This is a genomic window from Streptomyces gardneri (assembly GCF_006539185.1).
In the GTDB taxonomy this organism is placed as follows: domain Bacteria; phylum Actinomycetota; class Actinomycetes; order Streptomycetales; family Streptomycetaceae; genus Streptomyces; species Streptomyces gardneri.
Window position 1 is genome coordinate 83,529 of record NZ_BJMN01000042.1, and the last position, 14,039, is coordinate 97,567.

Genomic DNA, 14,039 nt, shown 5'->3' on the forward strand with positions numbered 1-14,039 from the left:
CTTGCCCCACCCCGGCCCTTGTCATGGTCGGCCAAGCAGTACGGGTGAATGTTGGTGGTTTACGTCACCTGTTACCCATCAGTCGCTGGCAAGACTGGGGGATCCTGCCGGACGAACGAACCACCGAGGGGGTCCCGGTATGACGGGCACTCGCATCGCCGCGCTTGGGCATTACCAGCCCGCGAAGGTGCTCACCAACCACGACCTCGCGGAACTGGTCGACACCGACGACGCGTGGATCACCAGCCGGGTCGGCATCCGCACCCGGCACGTCGCCGGACCGGACGAGCCCGTCGACGAGCTCGCCGCCCACGCCGCCGGCAAGGCCCTGGCCGCCGCCGGCCTCGCCCCGGACGACATCGACCTCGTCCTCGTCGCCACCTCCACCGCGATCGACCGCTCGCCCAACACGGCCGCCCGCGTCGCCGCCCGCCTCGGCATGACCTCGCCCGCGACCATGGACCTGAACGTGGTCTGCGCGGGCTTCACCCACGCCCTGGCCACCGCCGACCACGCCGTACGGGCCGGGGGCGCCCGCCGGGTCCTGGTCATCGGCGCCGACAAGATGACCGAGGTCTGCGACTGGACGGACCGCACCACGTGCGTCCTCGTCGGCGACGGCGCGGGCGCCGCGATCGTCGAGGCCGTGGACGACGCGGCCCCGGGGGACACGCCCGGCATCGGCCCCGTCCTGTGGGGATCGGTCCCCGAGATGGGCAACGCCGTCCGGATCGAGGGCACCCCGCCGCGCTTCGCCCAGGAGGGCCAGTCCGTCTACCGCTGGGCCACCCAGCAGCTGCCGGCGCTCGCCCGCAAGACCTGCGAGCGGTCCGGCATCGCCCCCGAGGAGCTCGCGGGCGTGGTCCTGCACCAGGCCAACCTGCGGATCATCGAGCCGCTCGCGGCGAAGATCGGCGCCGTCAACGCGATCGTCGCCCGCGACGTCATCGACTCCGGCAACACCTCCGCCGCCTCGATCCCGCTGGCACTCGCCAAGCTCGTCGAACGCGGAGAACTGCCCTCCGGCGCCCCGGTGCTGCTCTTCGGCTTCGGCGGCAACCTCTCGTACGCGGGGCAGGTCATCCGGGTTCCGTAGCGCGGAACGGGCCGCGGGGCGGGGTCCCTACCGGGGCTCGGCCGGGGGTCGGCCGGGACCCTGCCGGGACGCGGTCGGGGGCCGACCCCCGCACTGCCGGTCATGCCCCGTTCGGCGGAGCCCGGTGGCGGCGCGCCGGGGGCGGACCTAGCTTCGATCGCGGTGAGGGTCTTCCAGCACCGGGCGCGGAATCGCTCCGCCTCCGCACCCTCGCGTGATCGGGAGGACCGTCATGCGCGCGATACGTACCGCTTCCGCCGCCCTGCTCTCCGCCGCGGCCCTGGGGCTCGCGGCGGCGCCGACGGCCCTGGCGGAGGAGAACGAACCGAACATCACGTCGTTCGGGTTCTCCGTCACGCCCGCGACGATCGCCCCCGGCGGCACCGTCACCCTCACCTCCGACGGCTGCGAAGTGCCGTCCGTGACCGTGACCTCCGGCGTCTTCGACACGGTGACCCTGAGCGAGGGCCGCTCGGGCACCGCCACGATCGACTTCGACGCCAAGGCCGGCGCCCGCTACGACATCACCTTCGACTGCAAGGGCGAGCGTGGCACCGCGAGCCTCACCATCGCCCCGCACACCGGCCCGGACCACGACAAGGGCGACGTCACAGGACCCGACACGTCCCCCGGCGCCCACAAGGGCGTGAAGGCCGGGTTCGGTTCCGAGGCCGGTGCCGCCGACGAAGGACTCGGCGTCACAGAACTCGTCACGGGTGTCGTGCTGATCGCCGGAGCGCTCGGCGCGGCCGTGGTCCTGACCCGCCGCCGCGGCGCCGGCGGCAGCCTCTGACGGCAGTCGGTACCAGGGGGCCCGAGACTGCCCCTCCGCCCCGGTGTGACGAGGACCGGGGCGGAGGGGCGCCAACACACCCACGCGGGACGGCAGGGACGGCCGGAACGGAGGAGCGCGGCGGTGCAGGGGTCGAACGGAACGGGGACGCGCGGCGCCTGGGGCGTCGTCGCCGTCGTCCTCCTGGTCGGCGTGCACCTCGTGCGCGGCGGCGCGGAGGAGCTCGGCGCCGAAGGCCCTCCGCAGCCCCTCGCCGTCGCCGCGCCCGACGGGACCAGGGCCGCCGGCGCGTGGCCCGCCCCCGACTCCGTAACGGAACCGCTGCCCGCCTCACCGCCCGTCCGGGTCCGGGTCCCGGCGGTCCGGGTCGACGCGCCCGTCACGGAGGTCGGCCTCGACGCGGACGGCTGGATCGAGGCCCCGCCACCCGAGGACGACCACCTCACGGGCTGGTTCACCGGCGCGGTCACCCCCGGCGAACGCGGCACCGCCGTCGTCGTCGGCCATGTCGACACCCCGAGCGGCCGGGCCGTCTTCTACGACCTCGGCGCCCTCACCAAGGGCCGCCGCGTGGAGATCGTCCGCCGCGACGGACGGACCGCGGTCTTCGCCGTGTACGGGGTCGAGGTCGTCCCCAAGGAAGGCTTCCCCGCCGAACGGGTCTACGGCGACTCCGGCCACCCCGAACTGCGGCTCATCACCTGCGGCGGCACCTTCACCCAGGAGACCGGCTACGAGGGCAACGTGGTGGTCTCGGCCCGCCTCGTCGAGGTCCGCTGACCACCGAAGCCCCACACCCTTCGTCCCACCCCACCCCTCCTTTGTCCCCATCGGAGAAAAAGTCTGCCCGGAATCCTGCGCTACTTCTTCCCACCCCGGAACCCCACTGCTACGTTCCTGCCGAAAGCCCGAAGGAGAGCGTGCGACGAGAGGGAGGGACGCGTGAGACGCATGACGGCACGACCCGCCAACAAGCACCAGGCGCGACTCCTCCGCCTGCTGCGCGACGGAGGCCCCAACTCCCGCGCACAGCTGGGCGATCAGATCGACCTCTCCCGCTCCAAGCTCGCCGTCGAGGTCGACCGCCTCCTGGAGACCGGACTCGTCGTCGCCGACGGCCTCGCCGCCTCCCGGGGCGGCCGCCGCTCCCACAACATCCGGCTCGCACCCGAACTCCGCTTCCTCGGCATCGACATCGGCGCCACCTCCATCGATGTCGCCGTCACCAACGCCGAGTTGGAGGTGCTCGGACACCTCAACCACCCCATGGACGTCCGCGAAGGACCCGTCGCCGTCTTCGAACAAGCCCTGTCGATGGCGGCGAAGCTCCGCGACACAGGCATCGCCGAAGGCTTCGACGGCGCCGGGATCGGCGTCCCCGGACCCGTCCGCTTCCCCGAAGGCGTCCCGGTCGCCCCGCCGATCATGCCCGGCTGGGACGGCTTTCCCGTCAGGGAAGCCCTCAGCCAGGAACTCGGCTGCCCCGTCATGGTCGACAACGACGTGAACCTCATGGCCATGGGCGAGCAGCACGCGGGCGTCGCCCGCTCCGTCGGCGACTTCCTCTGCATCAAGATCGGCACCGGCATCGGCTGCGGCATCGTCGTCGGCGGCGAGGTCTACCGCGGCACGACAGGCAGCGCCGGCGACATCGGCCACATCCAGGTCGACCCCGACGGCCGCCCCTGCGCCTGCGGCAACACAGGCTGCCTGGAAGCCCACTTCAGTGGCGCCGCCCTGGCCCGCGACGCCGAGGACGCGGCGCGCGGCGGCAGGTCGGAGGAGCTGGCGGCCCGCCTCGCGGCGGCCGGCCGACTCACCGCCGTCGACGTCGCCGCGGCCGCCGCCGCGGGCGACCCCACCTCACTCGCCCTCATCCGCGAGGGCGGCCAACGCGTCGGGCAGGTCATCGCCGGACTCGTCAGCTTCTTCAACCCCGGTCTGGTGGTGATCGGCGGCGGCGTCACCGGCCTCGGTCACCACCTCCTCGCCAGTGTCCGCACCCAGGTCTACCGGCAGTCCCTGCCCCTGGCCACCAACAACCTCCCCATCGTCCTCGGAGAACTCGGCCAGACCGCCGGAGTCACCGGCGCGGCCCGCCTCATCAGCGACCACCTCTTCTCCCCGGCGTAACCCGAGCCGTCACGAGCAGCGACGCCGCCCGGTTCGTCAGTGGTGTGTGGGCAGTCGTTCCGCAGGGCTGGGGGTACCTCCCAGGCGAAGCCCCGGGGGAGGGTGCCCACACACCACCCACCGGCCCGCACCGTCGGGCCCACCTCAACCACCCGCTCCGGCGCCACCCGCACCCGCCGAGGGGAACTCCGCCATGGCCCCAGCACAACAACCACCCCTGCTCACCATGTCCGGCATCACCAAGTCCTTCCCCGGCGTCCGCGCCCTCGACGGCGTCGACCTCGACGTCGCCCCCGGCGAGGTCCACTGCCTCCTCGGCCAGAACGGCGCCGGCAAATCCACCCTCATCAAGGTCCTCGCCGGCGCCCACCAACCCGACGCCGGCCACATCACCTGGAACGGCGAAACCGTCCGGCTCCGCACCCCCAGCGCCGCCGTCCGCCTCGGCATCGCCACCATCTACCAGGAACTCGACCTCGTCGAAGGACTCTCCGTCGCCGAGAACGTCCACCTCGGCCACGAACCCTCCACCGCCGGCTTCGTCAAGGGCCGCGCCGCCCGCACCGCCACCGCGGCCCTCCTCGCCCGGCTCGGCCACCCCGAGATCGACCCCGCCCGCCACCTCCGCGAACTCTCCGCCGCCCAGCGCCAGATCGTCTCGATGGCCCGCGCCCTCTCCCACGACGTCCGCCTCATCGTCATGGACGAACCCTCCGCCGCCCTCGACCCCGACGAGGTCGCCAACCTCTTCCGCATCGTCGCCGACCTCACCGCCGACGGGGTCGCCGTCGTCTACATCTCCCACCGCCTGGAGGAGATCCGCCGCATCGGCGACCGCGTCACCGTCCTCAAGGACGGCCGGGCCGTCGCCCGCGGACTCCCCGCCACCACCCCCACCCGCGACGTCGTCGCCCTCATGACCGGCCGGGACCTCCCGTACGTCTTCCCCGACCGACCCGCGCACCCACCCACCACCGCACCCGTCCTCCAGGTCCAAGGCCTCACCAGACAAGGCGAGTTCGAGGACATCGACCTGGAACTCCGCCCCGGAGAGATCGTCGGCCTCGCCGGACTCGTCGGCTCCGGCCGCTCCGAGATCCTGGAGACCGTCTACGGAGCACGCCGACCCACAGCCGGACGCGTCCTCGTCGACGGCCGGCCCCTGCGCCCCGGCAGCGTCCCCGCCGCCGTCCGCGCGGGACTCGGCCTCGCCCCCGAGGAACGCAAGGCCCAGGGCCTGCTCCTCCTCGAATCCGTCACCAGCAACGTCTCCGTCTCCACCCTCGCCCGCTTCTCCCGCGGAGGCTGGCTCGACCGCACCGCGGAACGCCAGGCGGCCCGCGCCGCCACCCGCACCCTCTCCCTCCGCCCCGACCGGCCCGAGGCCCCCGTCCGCACCCTCTCCGGCGGCAACCAGCAGAAAGCCGTCCTCGCCCGCTGGCTGCTCCGCGGCTGCCGCGTCCTCCTCCTCGACGAACCCACCCGCGGCGTCGACGTCGGCGCCCGCGCGGAGCTCTACGCCGTCATCCGCCGCCTCGCCGACGAAGGCCTCGCCGTCCTCCTCGTCTCCAGCGAGGTCCCCGAGGTCCTCGGCCTCGCCGACCGCGTCCTGGTCCTCCGCGAAGGCCGCGTCGTCCACACGGCGCCCGCCCGCGACCTCGACGAACACCGCGTACTCGACCTCGTGATGGAAGGGAGCCCGACCGCATGACCCTCACCACCCCGGCCAAGGCCCCGGCCGAGGAAAGCCGTTGGAGGGCGCTCGGCGTCAGGGCCGACGTCCGCAACCTCTCCCTGCTCGGCGTCCTCGCCGTCCTGGTGACCGTCGGCGGCCTCACCCGGCCCGCCGAGTTCCTCGCCACCTCCAATCTCCAACTCGTCCTGACCCAGGCCTCCGTCATCGGCGTCGTCACCGTCGGCATGACCTTCGTCATCACCAGCGGCGGCATCGACCTGTCCGTCGGCGCGATCGTCGCCCTCGCCTCCGTCTGGGCCACCACCCTCGCCACCCAGGAGTTCGGCTTCGCCGGCATCCTCTTCACGGCCGTCATCGTCGGCGTCGGCTGCGGACTCGTGAACGGCGTCCTCATCGCCTACGGCGGCATGGTCCCCTTCATCGCCACCCTGGCCATGCTCGCCTCGGCCCGCGGCCTCGCCCTCCAGATCACCGACGGCCGCACCCAGATCGTCACCGTCGACGCCGTCCTCGACCTCGGCGTCCCCGACGCCTACGTCCTCGGCATCCCACCGCTCGTCCTCGTCTTCGCCGCCGTCACCGCCGCCGGCTGGCTGCTGCTCAACCGCACCACCTTCGGCCGCCGCACGGTCGCCGTCGGCGGCAACCCCGAAGCCGCCCGCCTCGCCGGCATCGACGTCCGCCGCCAGCGCCTCCTCCTCTACGTGCTCTCCGGACTGTGCTGCGGCATCGCCGCGTTCCTGCTGATCGTCCTCGCCGGCTCCGGCCAGAACACCAACGGCAACCTGTACGAGCTCGACGCCATCGCCGCCGCCATCATCGGCGGCACCCTCCTCAGCGGCGGCCGCGGCACCATCGTCGGCTCCGTCCTCGGCGTCCTCGTCTTCACCACCATCACCAACATCTTCGCCCTGAACAACCTGCAGAGCGACGTCCAGCAGATCGCCAAGGGCGCCATCATCGTCGCCGCCGTCCTCGTCCAACGCCGCTCGGCCCGCGACGGCGACAGCTGACACACCCTCAAAACACCGGTCAGACCACCCTGCTACACCCCGCCCTCCAGAAGGGATCCACCGCCATGCCCGAAACCAGCCGCAGACACCTCCTCCTCGGCGGCGCGGCCGTCTCCGCCGGAGCACTCCTCACCGCCTGCACGAGCAACGAGCCCAAGAACCAGGCCCCCGCAGCCGGCGCCGCCCCCGGCGCCGACGACAAGCCCGGCACCCCCGTCACCATCGGCTTCGCCGGCCCCCAGGCCGACCACGGCTGGCTCAACGCCATCAACGACAACGCCCAGCAGCGCGCCAAGAAGTACTCCGACGTCACCCTGGAGATCACCGAAGGCTCCAACGAGACCGCCGCCCAGATCGGCCAGGTCCAGACCCTCATCAACAAGAAGGTCGACGTCCTCGTCATCCTCCCCGCCGACGGCAAAGCCCTCACCCAGGTCGGCCTCCAGGCCATGAAGGCCGGCATCCCCGTCGTCAACCTCGACCGCGTCTTCGCCTCCCCGCAGGCCTACCGCTGCTGGATCGGCGGCGACAACTACGGCATGGGCCTCAACGCCGGCCGGTTCATCGGCGAACAGCTCAAGGACAAGCCGAACGCCACCGTGATCGAACTCGCCGGCATGGACAGCCTGGAACTCACCAAACAGCGCACCCAAGGCTTCGACGACGCCCTCAAGAACTACCCCAACATCCGCAAGGTCGCCCGCCAGGCCGCCGACTTCACCGTCGAGTCCGGCCAGGCCAAGATGGCCCAACTCCTCCAGGCACAACCCACGTTCGACGCCCTCTGGAACCACGACGACGACCAGGGAGTCGGCGCACTCCGCGCCATCGCCCAAGCCGGCCGCAAAGACTTCCTCATGGTCGGCGGCGCCGGAGCCAAATCCGCCATGGACGCCATCAAGGCCGACGACGGCGTCCTCAAGGCCACCGTCCTCTACCCGCCGACCATGGCCGCCTCCGCCATCGACCTCGCCCGCGCCCTCGCCCAGAACAAGGGCATCGGCGGCATGGCCGAACTGGAGATCCCCGCCTCGATCACCCTCTACTCCGCCGTCGTCACCAAGGAAAACGTCGACGAATACCTGCCCACCGGCTTCAGCTGACCGGCCCGACCCGCCGGACACCCCGACACACCCCGGGGGAGCAGCACCCCGCCGCACCACGAAACGGAGGAACCGTATGGACACGACGGAGAGCGGGACCGCACCGCCGACGCTCGGCGTCGGCATGGTCGGCTACGCCTTCATGGGCGCCGCCCACTCGCAAGGCTGGCGCACCGCAGGCCGCGCCTTCGACCTGCCGCTGCGACCCGTCCTCGCCGCCGTCGCCGGACGCGACCCCGACGCCGTCAGGGCCGCCGCCCGCCGCCACGGCTGGGCCGCCGCCGAGACCGACTGGCGCGCCCTGATCACCCGCGACGACGTCCAGCTCGTCGACGTCTGCACCCCGGGCGACAGCCATGCGGAGATCGCCGTCGCCGCCCTGGAAGCCGGCAAACACGTCCTCTGCGAGAAGCCGCTCGCCAACTCCGTCGCCGAAGCCGAGGCGATGGCCTCAGCCGCCGAAGCCGCCGCCGCCCACGGCCAGATTGCCATGGTCGGCTTCAACTACCGCCGCGTCCCCGCCCTCTCGTACGCACGACAACTCGTCGCCGACGGCCGCCTCGGCGAACTCCGGCACATCCGCGTCACCTACCTCCAGGACTGGCTCGTCGACCGCGCCTTCCCCCTGTCCTGGCGCCTGGAACGCGAACACGCGGGCTCCGGCGCCCTCGGCGACCTCGGCGCGCACGCCGTCGACCTCGCCCAATACCTGGCGGGAGAACCACTCGTCGGCGTGTCGGCGCTCACCGAGACCTTCGTCCGCAAGAGGCCCCTCCTCGCGGGAGCCACAGCAGGCGGCCTCGCCGGGGGAGCGGGCTCGGAGACGTACGGCCAGGTCACGGTCGACGACGCCGCCCTCTTCACCGGCCGCCTCGCCTCCGGGGCACTCGCCTCCTTCGAGGCCACCCGCATGGCGGCCGGCCGCAAGAACGCACTCCGCCTGGAACTCAACGGCGAGAACGGTTCCCTCGCCTTCGACCTCGAACGGCTCAACGAACTCTCCTTCCACGACCACACCGAGCCCGCCGTCACCGCCGGCTTCCGCCGCATCCTCGTGACCGAACCCGACCACCCGTACCTGGAGGGCTGGTGGCCACCCGGACACGCACTCGGCTACGAGCACACCTTCGCCCACCAGGCCCGCGACCTGGTCCTCGGCATCGCGAGCGGCACCGCCCCCGCCCCCTCCTTCGCCGACGGCCTCCAGGTCCAGCGGGTCCTGGCCGCCGTGGAGGACAGCGCACGGAACAACGCCGTCTACACCCCCGTACCCACACCCCCGCCCACCCCCGCCCCCAGCTAGGAGGTACCCGACCGTGCCCCGACCCTTCACCCTGTTCACCGGCCAATGGGCCGACCTTCCCCTGGAAGAGGTCTGCCGACTCGCCCGCGACTTCGGCTACGACGGACTCGAACTCGCCTGCTGGGGCGACCACTTCGAAGTAGACAAAGCCCTCGCCGACCCCGCGTACGTCAAAGGCAGACGCGAACTGCTCGACGCCTACGGACTGAAGTGCTGGGCCATCTCCAACCACCTCGTAGGACAGGCCGTCTGCGACCACCCCATCGACGAACGCCACCAGGCGATCGTCCCCGCCCGCATCTGGGGCGACGGCGAAGCCGAAGGCGTACGACGACGGGCGGCACGCGAACTCGCCGACACCGCACGGGCCGCCGCCGCACTCGGCGTCGACACCGTCATCGGCTTCACCGGCTCCTCCATCTGGCACCTCGTGGCGATGTTCCCCCCGGTGCCCCCGCGCATGATCGACCGCGGGTACGAGGACTTCGCGGAGCGCTGGAACCCCATCCTCGACGTCTTCGACGCCGAAGGCGTGCGCTTCGCCCACGAGGTGCACCCCAGCGAGATCGCCTACGACTACTGGACCACCGGGCGGGCCCTCGAAGCCGTCGACCGACGCCCCGCCTTCGGCCTCAACTTCGACCCCAGCCACTTCGTGTGGCAGGACCTCGACCCCGTCGGCTTCCTGTGGGACTTCCGCGACCGGATCTACCACGTCGACTGCAAAGAGGCCCGCAAACGACTCGACGGCCGCAACGGACGACTCGGCTCCCACCTCCCCTGGGGCGACCCCCGGCGCGGCTGGGACTTCGTCTCCGCAGGCCACGGCGACGTGCCCTGGGAGGACGTCTTCCGCATGCTCCGGTCGATCGGCTACGCCGGACCAGTCTCGGTCGAGTGGGAGGACGCCGGGATGGACCGGCTCACCGGCGCCCCCGAAGCACTCACCCACCTCAAGCGGTACGACTTCGACCCGCCGACCGCCTCCTTCGACGCGGCCTTCGGCAGCGGCGACTGAACGCACCGAACAGCACCCACCCCACCCGCCCCGCCCCACTCCACCCCGTACGACCGGCCCCCTACCGGAGGACACTCGTGCACAGACAACGCCCCCGCACCAGGACCCCGCTCGCCGGAAAGACGCTCGCCACGAAACCCCTGGCCCTCCTCACCAGCGGCCTCCTCGCCCTCGCCGGCCTCACCCTCGGCGCCCCCACCGGCCACGCCGCCGACACCGAGCCCCGTACCCCGACGGCACCGGCCTCCGCCTCCGCCTCCGCCTCAGCCTCCGCCGAGGAATTCCAGCAGGTCACCCTCGCCAAGGGCGCCCCCGAAGTCGGCGAACCCATGTCCCTCGCCGTACTCCCCGACCGCAGCGTCCTGCACACCTCCCGCAACGGCGAACTCCGCCGCACCGACGCCGCCGGCAACACCACCGTCATCGGCACCGTCCCCGTCTACTCCCACGACGAAGAAGGCCTCCAAGGCATCGGCATCGACCCGGACTTCGCCGGCAACCACGCCATCTACCTCTACTACGCCCCACCCCTCACCACCCCCGCCGGCGACGCCCCCAACGACGGCACCCCCGCCGAACTCGCCAAGTACGACGGCGTCAACCGCCTCTCCCGCTTCACCCTGAAGCCCGACCTCACCCTCGACAACGCCAGCGAGAAGAAGGTCATCGACATCCCCGCCACCCGCGGCATCTGCTGCCACGTCGGCGGAGACATCGACTTCGACGCCCAGGGCAACCTCTACCTGTCGACCGGCGACGACTCCAACCCCTTCGCCTCCGACGGCTTCACCCCCATCGACGAACGCCCCGGCCGCAACCCCGCGTTCGACGCCCGCCGCACCTCCGGCAACACCAACGACCTCCGCGGCAAGATCCTCCGCATCAAGGTCGCCGCCGACGGCACGTACACCGTCCCCGCCGGAAACCTCTTCGCCCCCGGCACCGACAGGACCAGGCCCGAGATCTACGCCATGGGCTTCCGCAACCCCTTCCGCTTCAGCGTCGACAAGACCACCGGCATCCTCTACGTCGGCGACTACGGCCCCGACGCCGGCGCGGCCGACCCCGCCCGAGGCCCCGCCGGACAGGTCGAGTTCGCCCGCGTCACCAAGCCCGGCAACTTCGGCTGGCCCTTCTGCACCGGCAACAACGAGCCCTACGTCGACTACGACTTCGCCACCGGCACCTCCGGCGCCACCTACGACTGCGGAGCCCTCAAGAACGACTCCCCGCACAACACCGGCCTCGTCGACCTTCCCCCCGCCGAACCCGCCTGGATCCCCTACAACGGCGACTCCGTACCCGAGTTCGGAACCGGCTCCGAATCACCCATGGGCGGCCCCGTCTACCACTACGACCCCGCCAACACCTCCCCGGTGAAGTTCCCCGAGGCCTACGACGGAGACTTCTTCGCAGGCGAGTTCGGCCGCCGCTGGATCAAGCGCGTCGACCAGAACGCCGACGGCACCGTCCAGTCCATCAACCCCGTGCCCTGGACCGGCACCCAGATCATGGACATGGTCTTCGGACCCGACGGAGCCCTCTACGTCCTCGACTACGGCACAGCCTGGTTCGGCGGCGACCACAACTCCGGCCTCTACCGCATCGAGAACGCAACCGGCGGCCACTCACCCGTCGCCGAAGCGAGCGCCACCAAGACCTCCGGCACCGCACCCCTCAAGGTCGCCTTCTCCTCCGCCGGAACAACCGACGCCGACGGCGACCCCCTCACCTACACCTGGGACTTCGGCGACGGCACCACCGCAGCCACCGCCAACCCCACCCACACCTACCGCAAGAACGGCACCTACACCGCCACCGTCACCGCCCGCGACACCACCGGCCGCACCGGCTCCGCCTCCGCACACATCGTCGTCGGCAACACCGCACCCAAAGTCGACCTCCAACTCCCCGCAGAAGGAGCCCTCTTCGCCTTCGGCGACGAAATCCCCTTCAAGGTGACCGTCACCGACCCCGAAGACACCACCAACGGCCCCATCGACTGCGCCAAGATCAAGGTCACCTACGTCCTCGGCCACGACAGCCACGGCCACCCCGTCACCTCGGCCAACGGCTGCACCGGCACCATCAAGACCTCCGCCGACGGAGGCCACGACGACGACGCCAACATCTTCGCCGTCTTCACCGCCGAATACACCGACGGAGGCGGCGGCGGACAAGCCGCCCTCACCGGCCGCGACCAGGCCAAACTCCAGCCCCGCCACCGCCAGGCCGAACACTTCGACAGCCAGAACGGCATCCGCACCTACGACAAGACCCAGGCCAACGGCGGCCGCACCGTCGGCGACATCGACGACGGCGACTGGATCGCCTTCACCCCGTACAACCTCACCGGCGCGACCAAGCTCACCGCCCGCATCTCCTCCGGCGGCGCAGGCGGCTACCTCGAAGTCCGCACCGGCTCACCCACCGGCCCCCTCCTCGGCTCCGCACCCGTCCCCGTCACCGGCAGCTGGGAGACCTTCCAGGACATCGACGTCCCCCTGCGCGCCGTACCCCGCAAGACCACTCAGCTCCACCTCGTCTTCAAGGGAGGCGCCGGCGCCCTCTACGACCTCGACGACTTCACCCTCTCCAGCACCCCCGTCGACCGCACCACCCGCCGCGTCCTCGTCTTCTCCAAGACCGCCGGCTTCCGCCACGACTCCATCCCCACCGGCATCACCGCCCTCAAGGAACTCGGCGCCGCCCACAACACGGTCGTCGACACCACCGAAGAACCACGCCAGTTCACCACCAACAACCTCGCCCGCTACGACGCCGTCGTCTTCCTCTCCACCACAGGCGACGTCCTCGACACCGCCCAGCAGACCGCCTTCGAGAACTACATCTCCAACGGCGGCGGCTACCTGGGCATCCACGCCGCAGCCGACACCGAATACGACTGGAGCTTCTACGGCGGCCTCGTCGGAGCCCACTTCCAGTCCCACCCCCAGATCCAGCCCGCCACCGTCCGCACCGAGGACCACACCCACCCCGCCACCGCCCACCTCGACGGCCCCTGGCAGCGCACCGACGAGTGGTACAACTACCGCACCAACCCCCGCGGACAGGCCCGCATCCTCGCCACCCTCGACGAGACCACCTACCAGGGCGGCACCATGAAGGGCGACCACCCCATCGCCTGGTGCCAGACCTACGGCGGCGGCCGCTCCTTCTACACCGGCGGCGGCCACACCAAGGAGTCGTACACCGAACCCGCCTTCCGACAGCACCTGCTCGGCGGACTCCAGTACGCCACCGGCCAGGTCAAGGCCGACTGCCGACCCCGGACCGGAAGCCGCAGCCTCTTCAACGGCGAAACCACCGAAGGCTGGAAGCAGGCAGGCCCCGGCTCCTTCGACGTCACCGACGGCGAACTCCGCTCCACCGGCGGCATGGGCCTCCTCTGGTACCAGGCCAAGGAATTCCGGTCGTACTCCCTCACCCTCGACTGGAAACTCACCGGCGACGACAACTCCGGCATCTTCGTCGGCTTCCCCGCCTCCGACGACCCCTGGTCCGCCGTGAACAACGGCTACGAGATCCAGATCGACGCCACCGACACCGCAGACCGCACCACCGGAGCCGTCTACGGCTTCAAGTCGGCCAACCTCACCGCCCGCGACCAGGTACTCCGCCCGCCCGGCCAGTGGAACACGTACGAAATCCGCGTCCAGGGCGAACGCCTCCAGGTCTTCCTCAACGGCGTCAAGATCAACGACTTCACCAACACCGACCCCGCCCGCTCCCTCACCACCGGCCACATCGGCATCCAGAACCACGGGACCGCGGACCGGGCGGCCTTCCGCAACATCCAGATCAGGGAGCTCACCTCCTGACAGCCCCCTGACCACCCCCGAACGACGGTGGGCGGACCCGCC

Annotated in this window: 10 protein-coding genes; all 10 read left to right on the top strand. The window is 71.4% G+C overall.

Translation table 11 applies throughout. The features are described 5' to 3' along the window. Window positions 1-139: 139 nt before the first annotated feature. The 10 genes from SGA01_RS29670 (at window position 140) to SGA01_RS29715 (ending at window position 13,997) form a co-directional block, all read left to right on the top strand. A complete protein-coding gene (locus SGA01_RS29670; protein WP_141300200.1) occupies window positions 140-1,096 on the top strand; it encodes a beta-ketoacyl-ACP synthase III in 957 nt (318 codons plus the stop codon). A gap of 232 nt (window positions 1,097-1,328) precedes the next feature. Then, the gene (locus SGA01_RS29675; protein ID WP_141300202.1) at window positions 1,329-1,889 is read left to right on the top strand and encodes a hypothetical protein; all 561 of its coding nucleotides are present in this window, start codon (window positions 1,329-1,331) and stop codon (window positions 1,887-1,889) included. 123 nt (window positions 1,890-2,012) lie between these two features. Then, entirely contained in the window at window positions 2,013-2,669 is a 657-nt protein-coding gene (locus SGA01_RS29680) for a class F sortase (RefSeq protein ID WP_141300204.1), read from the top strand. Between the two features lie 171 nt (window positions 2,670-2,840). After that, entirely contained in the window at window positions 2,841-4,022 is a 1,182-nt protein-coding gene (locus SGA01_RS29685; protein WP_055640521.1) for an ROK family transcriptional regulator, read from the top strand. Between the two features lie 193 nt (window positions 4,023-4,215). Then, window positions 4,216-5,733 carry a sugar ABC transporter ATP-binding protein gene (locus tag SGA01_RS29690; protein ID WP_141300206.1) on the top strand — a complete coding sequence of 506 codons (1,518 nt, stop codon included), beginning with the start codon at window positions 4,216-4,218 and terminating at the stop codon, window positions 5,731-5,733. Then, complete coding sequence (locus SGA01_RS29695) at window positions 5,730-6,731, top strand: ABC transporter permease (protein ID WP_141300209.1); 1,002 nt, start codon at window positions 5,730-5,732, stop codon at window positions 6,729-6,731. Before SGA01_RS29690 ends, SGA01_RS29695 begins: the two co-directional genes overlap by 4 nt. A gap of 65 nt (window positions 6,732-6,796) precedes the next feature. Beyond that, on the top strand, window positions 6,797-7,834 hold the full coding sequence (locus SGA01_RS29700) for a substrate-binding domain-containing protein (RefSeq protein WP_141300211.1): 1,038 nt from the start codon (window positions 6,797-6,799) through the stop codon (window positions 7,832-7,834). Between the two features lie 76 nt (window positions 7,835-7,910). Further along, the gene (locus SGA01_RS29705; protein ID WP_141300212.1) at window positions 7,911-9,137 is read left to right on the top strand and encodes a Gfo/Idh/MocA family protein; all 1,227 of its coding nucleotides are present in this window, start codon (window positions 7,911-7,913) and stop codon (window positions 9,135-9,137) included. Between the two features lie 13 nt (window positions 9,138-9,150). Then, on the top strand, window positions 9,151-10,155 hold the full coding sequence (locus SGA01_RS29710) for a sugar phosphate isomerase/epimerase family protein (protein WP_141300214.1): 1,005 nt from the start codon (window positions 9,151-9,153) through the stop codon (window positions 10,153-10,155). Window positions 10,156-10,232: 77 nt separating this feature from the next. After that, window positions 10,233-13,997, top strand: a complete 3,765-nt coding sequence (locus SGA01_RS29715) for a ThuA domain-containing protein (RefSeq protein WP_141300216.1) — start codon at window positions 10,233-10,235, stop codon at window positions 13,995-13,997. Window positions 13,998-14,039 lie beyond the last annotated feature (42 nt).